The sequence below is a fragment of the Alienimonas sp. DA493 genome (assembly GCF_043951915.1).
Taxonomy (GTDB): Bacteria; Planctomycetota; Planctomycetia; order Planctomycetales; family Planctomycetaceae; genus Alienimonas.
This window is the reverse complement of the sequence record NZ_JBINJD010000083.1, coordinates 1-21,950: the sequence shown is the minus strand read 5'-3', so window position 1 is coordinate 21,950 and position 21,950 is coordinate 1. Positions and strand designations below refer to the sequence as shown.

Below are 21,950 nucleotides of genomic sequence, written 5' to 3'. Positions count from 1 at the left end.
GGACCCGCGTCCCTCCGGTCGGCCGAATCCGTCGTCTTCGTCGAGCGGCGTGTCGGAGTGATCGACCCATCAAATCACATATTCCTTCACGCCCTCAGGCGCTCCCGACCGAACCCGCCCCCGCTCCGGCGTCTTTAAAACGCTGAAACGAAAGCCGATCCAATCGACGGACGCGTCTCCCCGCAGAGCCGCGAAACCGGGCGACGACGACGGACCTCCTGACGGTTGTTCGAGCGATGGGGGAAGCGATTCGGCCGCTGCGGGCGGCGGAAGTCGCGGGCGGCCGGGGGTGTCGTCCAAAACCCCGGTCCGGGGAAACCCCGGTTCGCAGGATTTTGCCGCGGGGGGCGCAAAACCGCTCAAGCCGGACGCCGCCGGAGCCGGTCCGCCAGGGCCGCGACGACCCGCTCCAGCCCGTCCGCCCGACACCCCTTCGCCAGCACGACGTCCCAGGGCCGAACCTCTGTGTGCAGGACGTTCGCCGCGTCGGCGGCCGCGTCGCACCGCTCCCCGACCGCGGGCGGCAGCCCCGCCGCGGCCGCCACGCGGGCGCCGGTTTCGCCGACGAACAGAACCCGATCCAGTCCCGCCGCGGCGAGGCGTTTTCCCAGCTCCGCGTGCAGGCGGTCGGTCTCGTCACCGAGTTCCTTCATCCCCCCGCACACCAGCCATCGGCGGCCCGGCGGTTCGACCGGCCAGCGGGCCAGCAGGTCGACGGCGGCGAAGACGCCCTCCGGCGGGGCGTTGTAGGCGTCGTCGATCAGCATCACGCCGCCGACCGTCGTCACCGCCCCCCGCCCCGGCGGCGGCCGAAAGCGGGCGAGGCCGTCGGCGATCGCATCCCGTGAGAGCCCCAGCGCCTCGCCGACGGCGACCGCACAGGCCGCCAGCGAGCCGAGGTGCGGGGCGAACCCGGTCAGTTCGAACGTCGTCCCGCCCCGAGCGAACCGCAGCCGCCCGGGCGGGGCCGGCCGCGGTTCAAGCCGCACGTCGCAGCCCGGCCCGGTGCCGGCGAACAGGACGGACCGGCCGGCCTCTGCGGCGAGGGCCCGGGCGCCGGGGTCGTCGCCGTTGACGATCAACGGGCCGCCCGGCGGCGCCGCGGCGAACAGCTCCGCCTTCGCCGCCCGCAGCGCCGCCGGACCGCCGAACGTGCCGACGTGAGCCGTGCCGACGCCCGTCAGCACGGCGGCCGTCGGCTTCGTCCAACCGCCCAACTGCGTCAGGTCGCCGGGCCGGGAGGCGCCGAGTTCCACCACCGCCCACCGGTGGTCGGGGCCGAGTTCGCAGAGCGTGAGCGGGACGCCGAGCGCATTGTTGAAGTTTTCGCGGCTGCGGACGCCCAGCCCCAGACCGCGCAACGCCGCGGCGGTCAGTTCCCGGGTCGTCGTTTTGCCGTGCGACCCGCCGACGGCCACCACCGGCCCGGCGAACCGCCCCCGGTTCCACGCCCCCAACCGGGCCAGCGCCGCGGCGGTGTCCGGCACGAGGACCGCCGGCCGGTCGCCGGTGTCCCGGGCCAGCACGACCGCCGCCGCCCCGCGGCCCAGGGCGTCCGCGGCGTGGTCGTGACCGTCGGAGTTCGCCCCGGGCAGTGCGAAGAACAGGTCCCCGGGCGTCACCGCCCGAGAGTCGATCGCGGCTCCGGAGACGGGCCGATCGGACTCGCCGCCGAGCCCCCACGGGGCCTCCGCGGCGGCGCGGGGCCGCAGCACGGTGGGGAGGAAACGCAAGGGGAGGGGGAACACGCTTCAAGCCCCGCCGTAGCCGAGTCGCGCCAGTTCTTCCCGGCAGACGACGCGGTCGTCGAAGGGGTGGAAGACGCCGGCGACCTCCTGCGTCGTCTCGTGCCCCTTGCCGCAGACGAGCACCCAGTCGCCGGGCCGGGCGGCGGCGAGGGCGGCGGCGATCGCCTCGCGGCGGTTCTCGATCGTCTCGCAGCGGGTCTCCGGGCAACCGGCGGCGAGGTCGCGGAGGATCGCGTGCGGGTCCTCGGACCGCGGGTTGTCCGAGGTGAACACGACCCGGTCGGCGAGGGCCGCGGCGGCGCCCATCTCGGCCCGCTTGCCGCGGTCGCGGTCCCCGCCGGCGCCGACGAGCAGGTGCAACCGGCCGCCCCGTTTCTGGGAAGACAGCAGCGGGCGGACGGCGTCGATCACCGCCCGCAGGCCGTCGGGGGTGTGGGCGTAGTCCACCAGCACGCGAAACGGCTGGCCGCGGTCGATTGGTTCCAGCCGGCCGGGGACGGGGGGAACATTGGCGAGGCCGGCGGCGACGGCGTCGGAACCGCACGGTTCCGCGGCGGTCGCTGCAGCCGTCGCGTTCAGCACGTTGAACCGGCCGACCAGAGGAGTCGACAGCCGTAGGGGATGGCGTCCGCCGGCGTATCTCAGGACGAAGGTTGAGCCTTCCGGTCGATATTTCGGTTCACAGATCATTACGCCGCCGACTTGCGAACCGGAATCCCACCCCTCCGGCGCAAAGCCATACTGCGTTTGAACAACGTCCCGCTCGATCTTCCACCAGATTTCCGCCGCTTCCGGATCGTCTCGGCAGGTGATGAGAGGCTTCCCCGGGCGGAGTAGATCCGCGATCGACGCTTTCGCCCGCACGACCGCCTCCAAACTCCCGTGATAGTCGAGGTGGTCCCGTGTCACGTTCGTCACGACCGCCGCCGACAGCCGCAGCCCCGCGGCCCGGTCCTGATCGAGGGCGTGCGAGGACAGTTCCACCGCGGCGGCCTCGCAGCCGTGGGCGACGCAACGGGCCAGCCAGGCGTGCAGGTCCTCGCAGGCGGGGGTGGTGAGCTTCGAGGGGCGAATCTCGCGGCCGTCGTCGGTCTCGATCGTGCCGCAGAGGCCGGCGATCGGGGGCTTGTTCTTCAGTCGCATCGCCTCTCGAAAAATGCTGCGGAGGAGCCAGCAGACGGTCGACTTGCCGTTCGTCCCCGTCACCCCGGCGACGAACAGCCGTTCGCTCGGCCGGCCGTGCAGCGCGTGGCAGACCTCGCCGAAGGCCTGCCGGGCGTCCCCCCGCCACGGCGTGAACACCGCGACGGGGACGGGACATTCCGGGAGCGGTTCGTCGGTGAGAACCACAGCGGCCCCGCGATCGACAGCCTCTTCCCAAAACCACGCCCCGTGCAAGTCCCGGCCGCGCAGCCCGGCGAACAGGCCGCCGGGAGAAACGCGGCCGCTGAAGGCCGTCGCGGCCGTGAACGCCACGTCGCCGGCCGAACCGAGATCGTCCCGGTTCAGGATCTCCCGCAGCGTGAACGGCCCGCCGGGGTGGCGGTTCGTCGGCGGGGGCGAATCATGGGGGGCCATTTCCTACCAAGAGTGTCCGATGCCCGGCCCGTACGTCTACGACGCGATCCTGCTGACCTCCTTCGGCGGGCCGGAGGGGCCGGACGACGTGATCCCGTTCCTCGAAAACGTGCTCCGCGGCAAGCCGGTGCCGCGGGAACGGCTGCTTGAAGTGGCGGAGCACTACCAATCGTTCGGCGGCGTCTCGCCGATCAATCAGCAGTGCCGGGACCTCATCGCGGCCCTCGAACCGGCCCTCAAGGAGGCCGGCGTGGAGCTGCCGATCTACTGGGGGAACCGCAACTGGGAGCCGCTGCTGCCGGACACCCTCAAACAGATGGCCGCCGACGGGGTGAACCGGGCGCTGGCGCTCGTGACCAGTTCGTACAGCTGTTACTCCGGCTGTCGGCAGTACCGCGAAGACCTGCACCACGCCCGGGAGGCGGCGGGCGCCGCCTCCGGGAACCCGGCGCCGGCGATCGACAAGGTGCGGGTCTGGTACAACCACCCGGACTGGATCGCGGTGAACGCCGAGCGCGTGCGGGAGGCCCTGGACGATCTGCCGGCGGACCTGCGGGAGCACGCCCACGTCGCCTTTACGGCCCATTCGATCCCGAACTCGATGGCCGACACCAGCGACTACGCCCGCCAACTGCACGAGACGAGCCGGCTGGTCGCCGAGGAGCTGGGCGTCCCCGAGGACCGCTGGGCGCTGGTGTACCAGTCCCGCAGCGGCCGGCCGCAGGACCCGTGGCTGGAGCCGGACGTCTGCGATCACCTGGAGGCCGTCGCCGCCGCGGGGGTGCAGGCGGCGGTCGTGGCGCCGATCGGGTTCGTCTCGGACCACATGGAGGTGCTGTTCGACCTCGACGAGGAGGCCAAGCAGAAAGCGGAGGAGTTGGGTCTGGCCTACCGCCGGGCCGGCACGGCGGGGACGCACCCGCGGTTCGTCTCGATGCTGGTCGAACTGATCCGCGAACGGCTGGGCGAGGTCCCGGAGAAGCGGGCCGTGGGCGAATACCGCCCGAATCACGACGTTTGCCCCAAGAACTGCTGCCCCAACCCCTACCGGCCCTCGCCGGTGTGAACCGGAACGCCGCGCCCCCGCGGGGCCTCGGCGTTCCGGCGGGCGCGACGCTCCGCGGGTCGACTTGAATCGAACCTGCATTTACCAGTCGGGGGGAGCCGAATAGAAATCTTGCGGGGAACCGGGGTTTCGTCCTTCAGAAGCGTCGGGTACACCCCCTGCACCGTCCCCGCACCCCGGCAAGGAGGCCGGCCGCGATGTCCTCTCAGCTTTCCATCCATCGCCCCGACGCCGTACAGATTCGGTGGTTAATCCGCCGTGATATGCCGGCCGTGCTCGATATCGAAGCAGCCAGCTTCGAGTTCGCCTGGACGGAGGAAGACTTCATCTGCTGCCTGCGGCAGCGGAACTGCATCGGCATGGTGGCCGAGATCGCCGGCGAAGTCGTCGGCTATATGATCTACGAGCTGCAAAAGAGCCGGCTGCGGATTCTGAACTTCGCCGTCGCCCCGCAGAACCGTCGGCAGGGCGTGGGTAAGCAGATGGTCCGCCGGTTGGTGGACAAGCTCTCCCAGCAGCGCCGCACGGAGATCGTGCTGGAGGTCCGGGAGACGAACCTGCCGGCCCAACTGTTCTTCAAGGGGGAGGGCTTCCGGGCCTTCCGCGTCGTCCGAGACCGCTACGACGACACCACCGAAGACGCCTACGCGATGCACTTCGCCCTCTCCAACACCCCCGCCGCCTACCAGCCGGCGAACCGCATCAGCTCCTACCTGATGCCCGAAGCCGACGCGGCGTAGCTCGTGGGCCGCGATCTTGAAGATCGCGGCTAACATGGCCGTATGAAGGACGCCCCCGCCCCGCCGATTCGTCTGCGGGGCGTCCGCGTGCGCGCCCTGCAGATCGACGCCCTCGACCTGCCCCGCGGCGGGCTGAGCGTCGTCGCGGGGGTGAGCGGCTCCGGCAAGAGCACGCTGCTCCGCGACGTGCTGCACGCCGAGGGCCAGCGGCGCTACGTGGCCGCCCTGTCCGCCTCCGCCCGCCGGCTGCTGGAGCGCCGCGAACGGCCGGACGCCGACGAGATCAGCGGCGTCCCCCCGGCGATTCTCGTCGACCCCGACCAACCGCCCGGCCGCGGGGAGACCCTCGCCGATCGGGCCGGTCTGGGCGACGTGCTCCGCACCGCCTTCGCCGCCCTGGCGACGCCCCACGACCCGGCGACCGGCGCCCCGCTGGCCGTCACGCGGGCGGATCTGGCCGCGGCGGATCTCGTCGCCGCGCACCCCGACGCCCGCGGCCAGATCGCCTTCCCGGCGGACGCCGCCCTCTCCGCGGAGGCCTACCGCGGGGCCGGCTTCAACCGGTTCCTCGCCGGAGAGGCGACGGGCCGGCTGGAGGACGTCGACGCCCTGCCCGAGCGGGCCGAGATCGTCGTGGACCGGGTGAAGTTCTCGCCGGAGGCGGCGGACCGGATCGGCGAAAGCCTCGCCGCCGCCCTGCGATTCGGCGGCGGCCGGGCGACGGTCTGGGTCGAAGCGGCGGACGGCCCCCGTGAGATCGACGGCAAATGCTGGGCGCCCCGCGTCGTCCGCGACCGCCCCGTGCTGGAGGACGGCACCGTGCTGCCGCCGGCGACGCCGCGGCTGTTCTCGTCCTCGTTCGACAAGAAAGACGTCGCCCGCCGGGCCTACCGGGTGGACGGGCGCCCGTGGGACGCGTGGTTGGAGCGGTCGGCGGAGCAACTCCGAGCCGACCTGCCGCCCGACGGCCCGCCGGCGGCGACGGCCCTCGCGGCGGCGCTGGGGCGGCTGGCCGACTGGGGACTGGGAGACTGTCCGCTGGGCGAACCGGCCGCGGCGCTGAGCCGGGCCGACGACCGCCGGGCGACGCTCGCCGCGGCGGCGGACCCGGGGGTGCGCGGTCTGTTGGCGCTGTTCGACGCCCCGCTGGCCGGGCTGGAGCCGGAGGACGCGGAGCGGTTCCTCGCCCTCTGCCGGTCGCTGACGGAAGGGGGGAACACGGTCGTCGTCGCCGGGTCGGAGCCCGCCCTCTGCCGGGCGGCTGATCGGCTGGTGGAACTCGGCCCCGGCGCCGGGCCGGAGGGCGGCCGCGTGCTGTTCGAGGGACCGCCGGGAGAGATCGACGGCGCCGACGGCTCCCTGCTCGCCCCCTACCTGCGAGACGAACCGTCTCCGCCGCCTGCCCCGTCCGTCCCCAAGACGACGCTGCCGGACGCGGACCGCACGCCGTTCGTCCCGCGGGGGCTGACGCTCCTCGTCGGCCCGGACGCCGAAAGGCGATTGCACGCCCTCGCCGACGCCGCGACCGCCGCGACGGCGGACGGCCGGTTCGGCGACTTCGGCGCCGCGTTGTTCGGCCCGCGGGCGCCGCTGACGAACAGCCCCCGCAGCACGGTGGCGACGTTCCTGGGGTTCTTCGGCGAGATCCGCGACCTGTTCGCCTCCACCCCGGAGGCGAAGCTCCGCGGGTTCGGTGCCGGGCATTTCTCGCTGGCGGGAAAGTCCCCCGGACGCTGTCCGCTGTGCGAGGGAACGGGAACCGTGACCACGCCGATGCAATTCCTGCCGGACCTCGTGGCGACCTGCCCGGAGTGCGGCGGGGAGCGGTTCAAGCCGGAGATTCTGGCGATCCGCGTGCGGGGGCTCTCCATCGCCGGCACGCTGAACCTCACCGCGGCCGAGGCCGTGCCCTTCTTCCGCGGCCGCCCCAAGCCCCGGGCCCGAGCGGCGGCGGCGCGGGACGTGGGGCTGGGGCACGTGACGATCGGCCGGGCGGCGAAGACGCTGAGCGACGGCGAGGGCCAGCGGCTGCGGTTGGCGAAGACGCTCGCCGCCCGCACCGCGTCCGCCACGCTGATTCTGCTCGAAGCCCCCGCCGCCGGCCTGCACCCTGCCGACGCGGAGCGGCTGTGCGGCGTGTTCGCACGCCTGACCGAGAACGGCCACGCGGTGATCGTCACCGGCTCCCACCCCCGCCTGCGGGCCGCCGCGGACGCCGTGATTCCCGTCGGCTAAGCCCCCCGGACGCGGTCGGATCAGGAGTCGAACGCCCGGCGGAAATCGAGTTCCGACTGCGGAATCGGTCGCAGCGTCCGCGAGACGACGGAGCCCACGCCCTGCCGGTCGAACGCCCGGCTCTTCGCCTCCCGCAGGGACTCCAGGCGGGCTTTGATCGCCCCTTCGTACTCCTTCAGAAACGCCGCCCCGACGGCCTTACGACCGCGGCCGAACGGCCGCGGGTCGTCCATCAGTCGGAGGATCTCCTGCACGTGAACCTTCATCTCCGGCTCCGCCGCCGCGGCGTCCTCCGGACTGTCGAGGCCGTCCACGATGGCGGTCAGGGCGTCGTATTCGTCCTTCAACGCGTGGTACAGCCGGTCGTGGGGGTCTCCCAATTGCCCCATCCCCAGCGTGGCGAGGCAGTAGAGCGCTCCCAGAATCCCCGCCGTCAGCAGGCCCGCGGCCCAGCCGGGCAGCTCATTCAATTTAAGTCGATCGGCCCACGCTTTTTTCTTCTCGTTTTTGGGGAGGTCGAGATCGCTGTCCGGCCGCCCCTCAAACTCGATCATGCCGCCGCACTTTCGGCATTTAAAGACGCGATCCTCCTGCGCCTTCTCGATGACGTAGGCCTTCCGGCAGTGGGGGCATCGGAACGCGGCGGGCATCGCGGTCTCATCGGCGGCGGGCGAGCGACCGTGTTGTATGAAGCCGCCCCGAACCGGCGCTGAAGTTTGCGCGAAGCGTCCGTGAAAACCGCGCGGCGCCGCCAGGTCGCTCCGCGACCCGCCGCCGGGCTCCCGGCCGGGTTTCCGGTCGGGTTCCCCGGTTGTGCGGGAAAGGGCGTGGGAACGGCCGGCGCCGGCGAATCGGCGCGGGTCTTCCCGATCGCCGGACGAATGCCGGCCCCCGGCCGACGCGCGGGCCGATACGATGGCCGTCCGTCCACCCGTGCAGGAGCCGCCCGCCCCGTGTCCCAGCCCCTCCCCGACGCCGGTTCCTCCCCCGTCGCCCCGGATCTCGCCATCCCCGGGCCGGAGGGCGCCGCCCCGCGGCCGTTCGCCCACCTGCACTGCCACACGCATTACAGCCTGCTGGACGGGATGACCAAGATCCCGGACCTCGTCAAACAGACGAAGGCGTCCGGTATGAACGCCGCGGCCATCACGGACCACGGCAACCTCTACGGGGCGATGGAGTTCTATCACGCCTGCCGGGCGGAGGACATTAATCCGATCCTCGGGATCGAGGCCTACATGGCCCCCCGCAGCCGCAAGGAGCGGGGCGGGAAGATGAAGGAGTCCAACTTCCACCTCACGCTGCTGGCGCAGAACCTCACGGGGTTCCGCAACTTGGTCAAGATGAGCAGCATCGCCTACACCGAGGGCTTCTATTACAAGCCCCGGATGGACAAAGAGCTGCTCGCAGCCCACAGCGAAGGGCTGATCGTGCTCAGCGGGTGCGTCTCCGGGGAGCTGTCCCGACACCTGCTCAACGAGCAGAAGGAGGAGGCCGAGAAGCTGTGCCAATGGTACACGGAGGTCTTCGGCGACCGCTTCTACATGGAGATCCAGGACAGCGGCATCCAGATCCAGAAGGACGCCGGGGAGGCGACGGTCGATCTCGCGAACAAAATGGGCCTGCCGCTGGTCGCCACCAACGACAGCCACTACCTCTGCGGCGAGGACGCCGTCGCCCACGACATTTTATTGTGCGTCAACACCCGCAGTCAGCGGACCGACGCCAAGCGGATGCGGCTGGGCTCGCAGGACTTCTTCGTCAAGTCCCCGGAGGAGATGTACGAGGTCTTCCCGGACCAGCACGAGGCCGTCAAGCGCAGTCAGGAGATCGCCGACCGCTGCGATATCCGGCTGGAGGAGAACCCGAAGTACTACCCCGTCTTCAAGCCGCCGCGGAACCTCACGGACACGGAGTATCTGCGGGAGATCTGCGAAGCGGCGATGGAGGAGCGGTACGGCGACGCGGTCACGCAGGCCCACCGGGACCGGCTCGACCTGGAGTTGGGCGTGATCGAATACATGGGGTATTCGAGCTACTTCCTGATCGTGTGGGACTTCGTCGAATTCGCCAAGAAGCACGACATCCCCTGCGTGGCCCGGGGCTCGGCGGCGGGGGCGATCGTGGCCTATCTGCTGGGGCTCTCCGACGTCTGCCCGCTCAAGTACGACCTGCTGTTCGAGCGGTTCCTCGATAAAAGCCGGAAGGAGCCGCCGGATATCGATATCGACTTCTGCCGCGACCGCCGGCAGATGGTCATCGACTACACCAAGAAAAAGTACGGCGAGGACGCCGTCGCCCAGATCGGCACGTTCGGCACCCTGAAGGCCAAGGCCGTGGTGCGGGACGTCGGCCGCGCGCTGGGCGTGCCGCTGCCGCGGGTCAACGAGATCGCCAAGGCGGTGCCGGACACGCTCGGCATTAAACTCGCCGACGCCGTCAAGCAGAGCCCGGAGCTGTCGGACGCCTACAACAACGACCCGCAGATCAAGGAGTTAATCGACATCGCTTATCGGCTGGAGGGCCTGGCCCGCAGCGCCGGCACCCACGCCGCCGGCGTGGTGGTCGCGGACCAGCCGCTTCAGGATTTATTGCCGCTCCAGGTCATCACCGGCAAGGAGGACGTCATCACCCAGTGGGACGGCCCCACGGTGGAGGCGGCCGGCCTGCTGAAGATGGACTTCCTCGGGCTGCGGAACCTCACCATTCTTGACAAATCGATCAAGAACGTGGAGGCCCGCCACCCGGACTTCGACCGGGCCGTGCTGCACGAGGTCGACGAGCCGGACCCCGCCACCTATCGCCTGCTGCAACGCGGCGAGACGAAGGGCGTGTTCCAGCTGGAGTCCGGCGGGATGCGGGACCTGCTGACGAAGATGCGGCCGACGGAGTTCGCCGACATCATCGCCACCTCGGCGCTCTATCGCCCCGGCCCGCTGGAGGGCGGCATGGTGATGGACTACGTCGACATCAAAAATAAGCGGAAGGAGCCGGCGAAGATTCACCCGCTGGTGGACCCGGTGTTGGAAGACACCTACGGGATCATGGTCTACCAGGAACAGGTGATGCGGATCCTGAACCGGGTCGGCGGCATCGAACTGGCCAGCGCGTACAAGTGCATTAAGGCCATCTCCAAGAAGAAACTGGCGATCATCGCCCAGTTCCGGCAGCAATATATCGACGGGGCCAAGGAACGCGGCGTCGACGAGGCCGTCGCCGTCAACCTGTTCGAGCTGATCGAGAAGTTCGCCGGCTACGGCTTTAACAAATCGCACAGTACGGCCTACGGGCTGATCGCCTATCAGACGGCGTATCTGAAGGCGCATTACCCCGTCGAGTTCATGGCGGCGCTGCTCTCCTGCGGGATGGAGAGCAGCGACCGGATCATGGAACACGTCGAAGACGCCCGCCGGCAGGGCATCGAGGTGCTGCCTCCGGACGTGAACCGCAGCGACGTGGAGTTCCGCGTCGTCACCGACGAAGACGGCAACGACGCGATCACCTTCGGGCTGGGCGCCGTCAAGGGCCTCGGCCTGTCGGCGATGCAGGCGCTGGTCGAGGAGCGGGAGGCCAACGGCCCCTATAAAGACATCTTCGACGTCACCGAGCGGATCGACCCGAGTCACCTCAACCGCTCCGCGGTGGAAATCCTCATCCGCTGCGGAGCGCTGGACTCCCTCGGCCCCAGCCGGGCCCAGCACAGCGCCGTGGTGGATCGGGCGGTGCAGGCGGCGGCCAATAAGGCCCGCGACGCCGCCGCCGGGCAGGCGAGCCTGTTCGGCGGGGACGAGGAGGCCGACGACGCCCCCGAGGTCGCCGCCAGCTTCCCGGACGTGCCGGATTGGACCCGGGCGGTGAAGCTCGCCCACGAAAAAGAGGTGTTCGGCTTCTACCTGACGAGCCACCCGCTGACCGAAGCCGGCGACGTCATCACCAAGTTCGCCACCGCGACCACGCTGGAACTCGGCGAGGCGGAGGACGGCGACGAGGTGACCGTCGGCGGGATGGTCGGGGCGATTAAAAAGGCCCGCACCAAAAAGCCGTCCCGCAACGGCAACACCGACTACGTGATGTTCGACTTCGAGGACCCGGAGGGCTGCGTGCGGTGCATCATGTGGCCGGAGGAGTTCGCCCGGCAGGGCGACCTCGTCAAGGCGGAGGCCGTGCTCTACGTGAAGGGGAAGGTCGACCGCCGCGGGCGGGAGCCGAACCTGATCGTCAACCGCCTGATGACGCCGGACGACGCCATCAAAGAGCACACGCGGCAGCTCGCCGTGAAGTTCCAGAAAGGTCTGCACGCGGACGCGGAGATGGCCCGGGTTCGGGAAATCCTCGGCCGCTATCCCGGCGAGACGGACGTGGTGGTGCTCGTCGACACCGGCGCCCAGGACCCCGCCGACGCCAACGGCAACGGCGCCCAGGCGAACGGGACGAACGGCGACGGCGAAACCGCGACGGTCCGCACGCGGTATCGCATCGCCACGCCCGGGCACCTGCGGGTCTCCTGCGGGCCGGGCCTGCGGCGGGAATTGATCGAGGTGATGGGCGAGCAACACTTGCACTTCTGGTCCCCGCCGGTGCGACGTAAAAACGCCTCGCCCAGTCTCAACTGACCCCGGCCCGCCCCGGCCCCGGTCCTTCCCGGCCCCGGCCTCACCCGACGGATCGTCCCGATGCCCCGCCCCAGTCGCCGCGTCGCGCCCCGTCGCGTCCCGCACGAGTCGTTCGTCGCCCGCACGCTCTGTTCGTTCCCGGCGTGCGTGGCGGTGACCTCTTTCGCGGCGCTGCTGGCCGGGTGCGGGGCGAAGGAGGAGCCGCCGGCCCCGATCGTCCCGGCCGAAAGCGGATCCGCCGTCTCCGCGACCGCCCCGCCGGTGCGGATCGCGGCGGCCGGCGACGCGGTGAAACTGCGGACGCCGCGGGAAACGAACAGGAGCGGCCGCGACGCGGAGCGGGGGACCGCCCAGACGAGCCCCTCGCTCGTCGACCGGCTGCCCGGGACCTACACCCGCGAAAGCTACGGCCTGCGGACGCTCACGGTGCGGGAGGACGGCACCGCAACGATGACGGTCGACGTCGATCCCCTCTACCAGTTCCTCGCCGGGGCCGAGCGGATCACGGTGCAGATCGACTGGACGCTGACCGGCGACCCGAACGCCGAGCGGCCCGGCGTGCACTTCGAAAGCGTCTCCGGCGCCCCGAAGGAGGCGTTCGATTCCATGACCCAGCTGTTCGGCAGCGAGCGCGACTGGGTCGTGCAGTCCGCCGACGAGGCCCTTGTGCTGTACAACCCGAAGGACGACGAGACGGAAACGTGGACCCGCACGGCGGGGAACTCGGACGACGCCGCCGGTTCGGACGACGCCGGCTGACGAGCTTTCGCCGCCGGGACGCACCGGCGGCGCCGGGGGGTGAACGCGACGCCCGGCGGCGGTACCCTCCCGTCGCCATGAGCCAGACCGCCCCCCCCGCCGTGCGTTCCTACGACTCCCTTGCCGACGCCGCCCTCGCCGGCGAACTGCTCTCCCGGGAGGACGCCAAGGCCGTGCTGGCGTCGCCGGACGCCGACCTGCTGGCGCTGATGCACGCCGCCTTCCGCGTCCGCCGGGCGGCCTTCGGCACGACGGTGCAGCTGTACTACCTGAAGAACGCCAAGAGCGGCCTCTGCCCGGAGGACTGCCGGTACTGTTCCCAGGGCCGCGACAGCTCTGCGAACATCGACAAATACCCGATGCTCTCCGCCGACCGGCTGCTCGCCGGCGCCGCGGACGCGGCGGCGGCGGGGGCGAAGACCTACTGCATCGTCGCCAGCGGCCGCGGCCCGACGAACCGGGAGGTGAAGCACGTCGCCGACGTCGCCGCCCGCATCAAGCAGGAGCACGGCCTGCACATCTGCGCCTGCCTGGGCCTGCTGAAAGAGGGTCAGGCCGAGGTGCTGAAGGCCGGCGGCGTGGACCGGATCAACCACAACCTGAACACCGGCCGCGGCAACCACGACGAGGTCGTCACCACGCACACCTACGACGACCGCCTCGCCACGCTCAAGAAGGCCCGCCAGGCCGGACTGGAGCTGTGCAGCGGGCTGATCGTGGGGATGGGCGAGTCGAGCGACGACCTGATCGACGCCGCGCTCGAACTGCGGGAGCTCCAGGCCGAGAGCGTGCCGATCAACTTCCTGCACGCGATCGACGGCACGATGTTCGAGAAGCGGCGGGAACTCGATCCGCGGTACTGCCTGAAGGTGCTGGCCCTGTACCGCTTCCTGCTGCCGACCGCCGAGCTGCGGGTCGCCGGCGGGCGGGAGGTGAACCTCCGCAGCCTGCAACCGCTGGCCCTGTACGCGGCGAACAGCCTGTTCGTCTCGGACTACCTCACCACCGCCGGGCAGGCGGCGAGCGAGGACCACAAGATGATCGAGGATCTCGGCTTCGAGGTCGTCCTCTCCGGCGTGGAGAGCGACGTCGGCCGCTCCGACGGGGCGGCGCCCGGCGGCGGGGCTCCCGACGGGGCGAACCGGCCCGCGACGGCGTCGCGGTCGGGTCAGGAAGCCGGTGCGGGCGGCGTGCGGGAATCGGCGGGCGCGGCCGCCGCCGCCGCTTGCGGGGCCTGAGCCGGCCGCCCTATCGTCCGGGGACGATCCGCGGCGCTCCGCGGGTTTCCACCGTGCCCAACCCCGAGCCGTCGTGCTCTCGCACCGCTTCGCCGACGTCGCCGCCGGCTCCGATCGCAACTTTGACGTGAGCCGCCCGGCCGACCGCCGGGCGGAGGTGGGCTCCGCCGTCGCCAAAGCCCGGGACGCGCTGCTGGCCCTCCAGCAGGAGGACGGGCACTGGTGCGGTGAACTGGAGGGCGACAGCATCCTCCAGAGCGAATACCTCTGCCTGCTCGCCTGGCTGGGCCGCGAGCGGACCGACGACGCCCGAGCCGTCGCCCGCCAGCTGTTCGCCCAGCAGGAACCGGGCGGGTGGTGGGGGCAGTTCCCCGGCGGGCCGATCGACGTCTCCGCCACGGTCAAAGCCGTGCTCGCTCTGCGGGCGGTCTACCGGCAGGACGGCGCCGACGGGGCGGGGGACCCCGGCCCGGCCGACCTGGACGAAAGGCTGGAGAAGGCGCGCCAGGCCACGCTGGCCGCCGGCGGGGCGGAGCGGGTGAACAGCTTCACCCGATACTACCTCGCCCTGCTGGGGCAGATCGCCTACCGGCAGTGCCCCGCGGTGCCGCCGGAGCTGATGCTGGCCCCGCGGTGGAGCCCGCTGAACCTCTCGGAGATGAGTTCCTGGAGCCGCACGATCGTCGTGCCGCTCTCGCTGCTGTGGGCCTATCAGCCCTCCCGCGATCTGCCCGCGGCGGGGGTCGACGTGGCCGACCTGTTCGTGAACGGGCCGGAGAACCTGCCGCTCCGCATGCCCCGCTGCGAGGCCGTGGAGCGGGAGGTGGGCGAATCGAAGTTCGACTGGCACACCTTCTTCTACCGGCTGGACCGCACCTACAAAGCCGCCGACGCCGTGCGGCTCCGCCCGCTGCGGCGGATCGCGGTGAAGAAGGCGGAGCGTTGGATCCTCGACCGACTCGTCGACAGCGACGGGCTGGGGGCGATCTTCCCGCCGATCGTCTGGACGATCGTGGGTCTGAAGTGCCTCGGCTACGCCGACGACTCGCCCGAGATCGCCGGTCAGCTGGAGGAACTCGACAAGCTCAAACTGACGGAGACGAACGACGCCGGCGAGCCCGTCACCCGGCTCCAGCCGTGCAAGAGCCCGGTGTGGGACACGGCGATCGCCACGATCGCCCTGCGGGAAAGCGGCCTGCCGCCGCACCACCCGGCGATCCGCGGGGCCGCGGACTGGCTGCTGGACCGGGAGATCCGCACTCCCGGCGACTATTCCGTCTGCCGGCCGAAGCTGAAGCCCTCCGGCTGGTGCTTCGAGTACCGCAACCCGTTCTACCCGGACACCGACGACACCTGCATGGTGTTGATGGCCCTGGCCCGCTGCCTGCCGGCCGGCAGCGGCACGGACTGGACCGCCGACATCGGCTTTAGCTCCGACCCCGACGGCGCCGACGGGCCGGACGCCGACGACGACCGCACCGTCATCGCCGGCCACGACGTGGACCCGCGGACGGCCTTGGGCGACGTCGCCGCCGCCGCCCCGCTGACCGCGGCGATCCGCCGGGGGGTGAACTGGCTGATCGGCATGCAGAACCGCGACGGCGGCTGGGGCGCCTTCGACGCGGACAACGACCGCGAGCTGTACTGCCGGGTCCCCTTCGCCGATCACAACGCGATGATCGACCCCAGCACCGCGGACCTGACGGCCCGGATGCTGGAACTGTTCGGGCTCCTCGGGATGCCCGACGACAAGCCGTTCATGAAGCGGGCGATCCACTACGTGAACGACGCCCAGGAGACCGACGGCAGCTGGTACGGCCGCTGGGGCGTGAACTACTTCTACGGCACCTGGCAGGGCCTGATGGGGCTGGCGGCGCTGGGCGTGCGGTCCGAGGACGCCCGCGTCCGCCGGGCCGTGCGATGGCTCAAGAGCGTGCAACAACCCTCCGGCGGCTTCGGCGAGAGCCCCGCGACCTACGACGACCCGAACCTGAAGGGGCAGGGGACGCCGACCGCCAGCCAGACCGCGTGGGCCCTGATGGGCCTGATCGCCGCCGGCGACGCCCGCACCCCCGCCGCCCGCCGGGCCGCCGCCTGGCTGCGGGATCATCAGAACCTCGACGGGACCTGGGACGAACCGGAGTTCACCGGCACCGGCTTCCCCAGCGTCTTCTATCTGAAGTACCACCTCTACCGCCTGTACTTCCCCCTGATGGCCCTCGCCCGCTACGAGCGGGCCGTGCGGTGAGACGGCCCCCGCGGGCACGCCCGGCCGTTAAGATGAACGGGTCCCGCCGAGATCGTTCCCGATGACCGCCGCCCTCGCCGACCCGCCGACCCGCCGACCCGAACCGCAAGCGCAACCGGCCGCGGCGGTCCCCGCTCCGCCGGCCCCGGACGTGCACCTGCCCGGCGTCGGCGTGGACGGCGACGGCCTGACTGTGCCCGGGGCGGCGCTGGCGTCGTTCCGGGCATTCCGGGCGTGGAAGCTCTCCGACGCCTGCCCCGAGTGGGGCAAGTTTGAGTGGATCGGCGGCCGCCCGCGGTTGGAAGTCATGCCCGAATCGCTGTTCACCCACGGCTCGCCGAAGCTTCGGATCGCCGCAACGCTCGACCGCTTGGTGGAGGAGCGGGACCTCGGCTACTGCTTCACGGACAGCACGACCGTCGTCTCGCCGGAGGGGTTCGAGCCGGAGGTGAACTGCGAGCCGGACGTCGTGTTCCTCTCCCACGAGGCGATCGCCGAGGGGCGGGTGACGCTCACGCCGAAGGCGGGTCGGGAGGGGGACTTCACGGAGATCGTCGGCCCGCCGGACGCGGTGGTCGAGGTACGCAGCGACTCCTCCACCCGGAAGGACACGGTCGATCTGCCGGCTGACCTGTTCGCCCTGGGGGTCTCGGAGTACTGGCTGGCCGACGCCCGCGTCGAGCCGCCGGTCCTCACGATCCACACCCGCGGCGAGGGGCGGTTCGAGCCCGTCGCCGCGGACGCCGACGGCTTCGTCCGCAGCGCCGTGTTCGGGCGGCGGTACCGCTTGGAGACCTGCGACGGCCGCAGCGGTCTGCGTCAGACGCGGTTGGTCGAGGCGCCGGCGGAGTAGCCGCGCCGCCTTTCGGCGACGGCGAGCCGGGGGTAGCGTGCGGGGATGCCCCGGCCGATCCACGTGCACCTCGTTCCGTCCCTGTTCGCCCCAGAGATGTTGGCCGGGGGGACGGCGGTGGTGATCGACGTGCTGCGGGCCAGCACCACGATCTGCCATGCGCTGCACGCCGGGGCGGATCGGGTCGTCCCCTGCGGGACCGTCGAACACGCCCGTGAGACCGCGGCGAGGTTGAAGGCCGAGGGCGAACCCGCCCTGCTGGCCGGAGAACGCGGCTGCGTCATCGTGGAGGGCTTCGACCTCGGCAACACGCCGACCGACTTTCATCCGGAATCCGTCGGCGGCAGGCCGGTCGTGCTCACCACGACGAACGGCACCGCGGCGCTGCTGCGATGTCTGGAGGCGGAGGAGGTCCTGGTCGGCAGCTTCGCAAACCTCTCCGCGATCTGCGCTCACCTCTCCGCCGACGGGAACGACGAGCGTCCCGTGCATTTCGTGTGCGCCGGCACGGACCGGAACGTCACGCTCGAAGACGCCCTGTTCGCCGGCCGCGCAGCGAACCGCCTGCTCGCCGCCGGGGTCGGAACCATCGCCCATCACGACGGCGACCCGACCCGGTTGGCCACGGCGTTCGCGGAGGCGCACCCGGACACCGCGGCGGCGCTGGCCGACAGCCGCGGCGGTCGGAACCTCGCCCGGCTGGGGCGGGGGGAGGACATCGCCGTGTGCGCCGCGGCCGATTCCGCCCCGGTCGTGCCCCGGCTGACGGGCGACGAACTGCGTCCGGTTTCGTAGGGTCCGCTCCGCGAGCCGCTCCCGGTTCGCCCCGGTCACCGCACGCCGATTACCGCACTCGGTCCGCAGAGCGGACCCCACGAGAAGCCGTCATGCCGAAGTCGATGGACGACGTCACCTCCCTCGCCAAGCGGCGGGGGTTCGTGTTTCAGGATTCGGACATCTACGGCGGCCAGCAGGGCTTCTGGGACTACGGCCCGCTGGGCACCCTGCTGAAGCGGAACGTCCGCGACGCCTGGTGGAGCGACGTCGTCAGCTCCCACAACGAACTGATCGCCCCCGAGGGCGCCCCCGAAGCCTTCCAGATGGTCGGCGTCGAGACGGCGATCATCATGCACCCGCGGGTCTGGAAGTCCTCCGGGCACTACGACCTGTTCCACGACTTCATGGCGGACTGCAAGTCCTGCAAGAGTCGGTTCCGTACCGACCAGGTCGCCGTCGCCGCGGCCGTCACCGCCGGCGGCGAGGTCGCCGCGGCCGAGGCCTTCCTGCCCACCGACGAAGCCCCGACCCTCTCCAAAACGAAGCAGAAGCGGCTCGATAAGAAGACCGGCGAGGGTGGCGAGGTCATCCGCACCGACCTGCAGGCCTTCACCAAGCAGTATCCGGACGCCCCGCTTCCCAACTGCCCGAACTGCGGCGGCGACCTGACGGAGCCCCGCGAATTCAACCTGATGTTCAAAACGACCCTCGGCGCCCTGGGCGGCGAGGAGGACGCGGCCTTCCTGCGGCCGGAGACCGCCCAGGGCATGTTCGTCAATTTTAAGAACGTGCTCGACAGCAGTCGGGTCAAGCTGCCGTTCGGCATTTGCCAGATCGGCAAGAGCTTCCGGAACGAGATCACCCCGCGGAACTTCACCTTCCGCAGCCGGGAGTTCGAGCAGATGGAGATCGAGTTCTTCTGCCGCCCGGACGCCTCCGACCGGTGGTACCAGTACTGGCGCGACCGCCGCTTCCGCTGGTACACCGACCACGGCATCAGCCAGGACAACCTCATCCTGCGGGAGCACAGCCAGGACGAGCTGGCCCACTACTCCGTGGGCACCGCGGATATTGAGTACAAGTTCCCGTTCCTCGCCGAGGGGGAGTACGGCGAACTGGAGGGCGTCGCCCACCGCGGCGACTTCGACCTGCGGAGCCACTCCGAGGGCAAGCTGGTCAACCGGAACGGCAAGCTGGAGGTCGAACTGAACGAGGACGGCAAGCCGAAGCACCCCGGCAGCGGCAAATCCTTGGATTACTTCGAGCCGGAGACGAAGGAGAAATTCGTCCCGCACGTGATCGAACCCAGCGCCGGCGCCGACCGGGCCACGCTGGCCTTCCTGTGCGAAGCCTACGAGGTGGACGAGGCCCCGGACGAGAAGGGCAAAATGCAGTCCCGCACCGTGCTGCGGTTCCACCCGAAGATCGCTCCGGTGAAGGCCGCCGTCTTTCCGCTGGTTAAGAAGGACGGCATGCCGGAGAAGGCCGCGGAGATCTACGGCGCCCTCAAGCGGGCCGGGCTGGAGGTCGCCTACGACCAGCAGGGCGCCGTCGGCCGGCGCTACCGGCGTCAGGACGAGATCGGCACGCCGGTCTGCGTGACCGTCGACGGGGATACGATGAGCGACGGCACCGTCACCGTCCGCGACCGCGACACGCTGGAGCAGTCTCGCATCCCGGCGGAGGAGGTCGTCGCCTTCGTGCAGGACAAGCTCGGATGAACGGGCTCCGGTGAGGGCGCCGGTCGGGGGCTCCCTGCGGGCGGCCGGGGGAGCGGTCCGGGCGGGTGGGGGTCGCACCGATTGTCCGCAGCCGCTCGCCCCGGGAAAATGACGCGTTCCTCCCCCGTAACGGCTCCCCGGCGATGATTCCCCCCCGTACGTTCCGCCCGCTGCTCGCGGTCGCGGTTCTCTCGGCCGTCGCCTGGGGAACGGCGGGGGGCGAGGCGGAGGCCCGACAGACCGGCATCACCGGCTCCCTGCCGGACAGCCACCCGATGAAGGACGGCGGCACCGGCGAGGGCGCCTTCGGCGCCACCGGCTCCTTCACCCGCGGCGGCCGCCTCGGCGGCATCGACGGGTCGCTGGGCGGCGGCTACTACGGCGGCGGCGGGTTCTACAACCCCGGCTTCGGCTACGGCGGCCTGGGCTACGGCGGCCTGGGCTACGGCTACGGCGGCTTGGGCTACAGGTACGGCTATGGCTACGGGGGGCGGGCTTATTACCCGTACGGGATCGCCGATTACGGCAACCCAGTCGTCGGCCTCGGGCCGGGCGGCGCCTACCTGGCGCCTGGCCCGGTGCCCTATTACGGCTACGGGTACGGTCTGAACGGGATCAACCTGTATCTGGGCGGCACGTTCCCGGGCGACCCGACCTACGGGAGGAACGTCAACCCCGTCACGCCGCGCCCGCAGTTCAACCCTGGCTTCGGCGGCGGGGCGGCGATCGGACCGGCCCTGCCCGGCGCCGGCCCGAACCCGGCGCTGGACGAGGCCTGGGCCGAACAGGCCGACCGCTGGCGGGCCCCGATCGACCTCGGCGACGCCGGTCCGCGTCCGAACGAACCCCGCCCCGCCGACGAACGCGAACTCGCCGAAGCCCTCCGCGACGAGCGGTCCGGCGACGAGGCCTTCCGCCGCCTCGACTACCGCCGGGCTCTGAGCCACTACCAGCGGGCCGCCGCCGCCGCTCCGACCCGCGGCGAACCGCTCTACCGGGCCGCCTTCGCCCGCCTCGCCCTCGGCCAGTTCGTCGCCGCCGCCGAAGACCTCCGCCGGGCGCTCTCGCTGAACCCCTCGTTGCCCGAAACCGGGCCGTCCCTGCGGGAGCTGTTCGGCCCCGACCACTCCATCGCCCGCACCGCCGCCCTCGGCGGCGTGGCGGAGTACGCCCGGGCCGACGTGCGGGACCCCGACCGCCTGTTCCTGCTCGGCGCCACGATGCATGCCACCGGCGACGACCGGGCCCGCGAGATTTTCGAGGCCGCCTGGCGGCTCACCGGCGGCCGCCCCCACCTGCGGGCGTATCTCGATCCGGTGCAGGTCGAGTACAATCCCCCCGCCAAAGGCGCTGCGGCGGACGACCTTCGGATCGATCCGCCCCCCGCCTCCGCCCCCGCCGCGAACCGGGTCGAGACGGCTCCCGCCGAGACCGACGCCCCCCCGGCGCTCGAAGCGCCCGAGCCGAACGCGGCCGACGCCCCGACGACGAACGACGACGGATCGACCTTTTGACCGACGCTCCGGCCGCCGGCGACGCCGGCCCACAGGCGACGCGCGGCCGGACGCTGGTTGTGCTGTGCACCTATAACGAACGGGAGAACGTCCCGGACCTGATCGAAGGCGTGCTCGCCGTCGACGAGCGGTTGGACGTGCGGGTCGTGGACGACGACTCCCCCGACGGCACCGCCGTCGCCGTGGAGGAGCGCTTCGAGGGAAACCCGCGGGTCTCCGTGACGGTGCGGCGGGGCGAACGCGGCCTCGGCACGGCGACGCTTGCCGGGCTGAGGGGGGCCGTCGCCGACGGCTACGACGCCGCGGTCACGATGGACGCCGACTGGTCCCACCACCCCCGCCATCTGCCGGCGCTGCTCGATCTGCTGGAAGAGTACGACGTGGCGATCGGCAGCCGGTACGTCCCCGGCGGGGCGATCGAGGGCTGGCCCTGGCCCCGGCACCTGATGAGCCGGGCGATCAACGTCTACAGCCGGGCCGTGCTCGGTCTGCGGCAGCGGGATTGCAGCGGCGCCTTCCGGGCCTTCCGCATCGACCTGCTGGCGCGGGTCGACTTCGACGCCGTCCGCTCCACCGGCTACGCCTTCATGGAGGAGTTCCTGTACCGCTGCGTCGCGGCGGGGGCCCGCGTGGCCGAAACGCCGGTGACGTTCGTGGACCGGGTGGAGGGGGACTCCAAGATCAATGCGAAAGAGGCCGTGACCGCCCTCTGGACCCTCGGCCGGGTCGGCTTGGAGGAACGCGGCCGGCCCTCGCACAAGGTTTCTAGTGCGTCCCGTGGTTATCTCTAGCGGTAGCCGCAGTGGCGGAGGTAGTTGCGGCACTGCTCGGGCGGGAACAAATCCAAGACCTGTCCGCAC

The 21,950-nt window shown here is 71.2% G+C and carries 15 protein-coding genes; 12 read left to right on the top strand and 3 right to left on the bottom strand.

Annotated elements, in window-relative coordinates; genetic code table 11:
• Positions 1-359: 359 nt before the first annotated feature.
• A complete protein-coding gene (murF, locus tag ACG2DA_RS13485) occupies positions 360-1,748 on the bottom strand; it encodes a UDP-N-acetylmuramoyl-tripeptide--D-alanyl-D-alanine ligase (protein WP_395256287.1) in 1,389 nt (462 codons plus the stop codon).
• Between the two features lie 3 nt (positions 1,749-1,751).
• Positions 1,752-3,326: a Mur ligase family protein gene (locus ACG2DA_RS13480; RefSeq protein WP_395256286.1), complete on the bottom strand. Its 1,575-nt coding sequence runs from the start codon at positions 3,324-3,326 to the stop codon at positions 1,752-1,754.
• A gap of 19 nt (positions 3,327-3,345) precedes the next feature.
• Here ACG2DA_RS13480 and ACG2DA_RS13475 point away from each other — a divergent pair, with 19 nt between their 5' ends.
• The 3 genes from ACG2DA_RS13475 (at position 3,346) to ACG2DA_RS13465 (ending at position 7,367) form a co-directional block, all read left to right on the top strand.
• Positions 3,346-4,392 carry a ferrochelatase gene (locus ACG2DA_RS13475; RefSeq protein ID WP_395256284.1) on the top strand — a complete coding sequence of 349 codons (1,047 nt, stop codon included), beginning with the start codon at positions 3,346-3,348 and terminating at the stop codon, positions 4,390-4,392.
• A gap of 197 nt (positions 4,393-4,589) precedes the next feature.
• Positions 4,590-5,132 carry a ribosomal protein S18-alanine N-acetyltransferase gene (gene rimI / locus ACG2DA_RS13470; protein WP_395256282.1) on the top strand — a complete coding sequence of 181 codons (543 nt, stop codon included), beginning with the start codon at positions 4,590-4,592 and terminating at the stop codon, positions 5,130-5,132.
• Positions 5,133-5,174: 42 nt separating this feature from the next.
• A complete protein-coding gene (locus tag ACG2DA_RS13465) occupies positions 5,175-7,367 on the top strand; it encodes a hypothetical protein (RefSeq protein WP_395256280.1) in 2,193 nt (730 codons plus the stop codon).
• A gap of 20 nt (positions 7,368-7,387) precedes the next feature.
• Here the strand turns inward: ACG2DA_RS13465 and ACG2DA_RS13460 are convergent, their stop codons facing one another.
• Entirely contained in the window at positions 7,388-8,017 is a 630-nt protein-coding gene (locus ACG2DA_RS13460) for a hypothetical protein (protein ID WP_395256279.1), read from the bottom strand.
• 303 nt (positions 8,018-8,320) lie between these two features.
• On the opposite strand from ACG2DA_RS13460, the gene dnaE reads away from it, so the two are divergent.
• From dnaE to ACG2DA_RS13415, 9 genes are all read left to right on the top strand, one after another.
• Positions 8,321-11,980 (top strand): DNA polymerase III subunit alpha, encoded by a 3,660-nt coding sequence (dnaE, locus tag ACG2DA_RS13455; RefSeq protein ID WP_395256277.1) that lies wholly within the window; start codon positions 8,321-8,323, stop codon positions 11,978-11,980.
• Between the two features lie 60 nt (positions 11,981-12,040).
• The gene (locus tag ACG2DA_RS13450) at positions 12,041-12,739 is read left to right on the top strand and encodes a hypothetical protein (RefSeq protein ID WP_395256276.1); all 699 of its coding nucleotides are present in this window, start codon (positions 12,041-12,043) and stop codon (positions 12,737-12,739) included.
• Positions 12,740-12,840: 101 nt separating this feature from the next.
• On the top strand, positions 12,841-13,977 hold the full coding sequence (gene bioB / locus ACG2DA_RS13445) for a biotin synthase BioB (protein WP_395256290.1): 1,137 nt from the start codon (positions 12,841-12,843) through the stop codon (positions 13,975-13,977).
• Between the two features lie 73 nt (positions 13,978-14,050).
• The gene (locus ACG2DA_RS13440) at positions 14,051-16,225 is read left to right on the top strand and encodes a prenyltransferase/squalene oxidase repeat-containing protein (protein WP_395256275.1); all 2,175 of its coding nucleotides are present in this window, start codon (positions 14,051-14,053) and stop codon (positions 16,223-16,225) included.
• Positions 16,226-16,286: 61 nt separating this feature from the next.
• Entirely contained in the window at positions 16,287-17,078 is a 792-nt protein-coding gene (locus ACG2DA_RS13435) for a Uma2 family endonuclease (RefSeq protein ID WP_395256273.1), read from the top strand.
• A 63-nt stretch (positions 17,079-17,141) separates the two neighbouring features.
• A complete protein-coding gene (locus ACG2DA_RS13430) occupies positions 17,142-17,873 on the top strand; it encodes a 2-phosphosulfolactate phosphatase (RefSeq protein ID WP_395256271.1) in 732 nt (243 codons plus the stop codon).
• Between the two features lie 104 nt (positions 17,874-17,977).
• Positions 17,978-19,576, top strand: coding sequence for a glycine--tRNA ligase (locus tag ACG2DA_RS13425; protein ID WP_395256289.1), 1,599 nt, complete (start codon positions 17,978-17,980; stop codon positions 19,574-19,576).
• A 143-nt stretch (positions 19,577-19,719) separates the two neighbouring features.
• Positions 19,720-21,090, top strand: coding sequence for a hypothetical protein (locus ACG2DA_RS13420; protein WP_395256269.1), 1,371 nt, complete (start codon positions 19,720-19,722; stop codon positions 21,088-21,090).
• Positions 21,087-21,881 (top strand): polyprenol monophosphomannose synthase, encoded by a 795-nt coding sequence (locus tag ACG2DA_RS13415; protein WP_395256267.1) that lies wholly within the window; start codon positions 21,087-21,089, stop codon positions 21,879-21,881. Before ACG2DA_RS13420 ends, ACG2DA_RS13415 begins: the two co-directional genes overlap by 4 nt.
• The last annotated feature ends 69 nt before the right edge of the window (positions 21,882-21,950 follow it).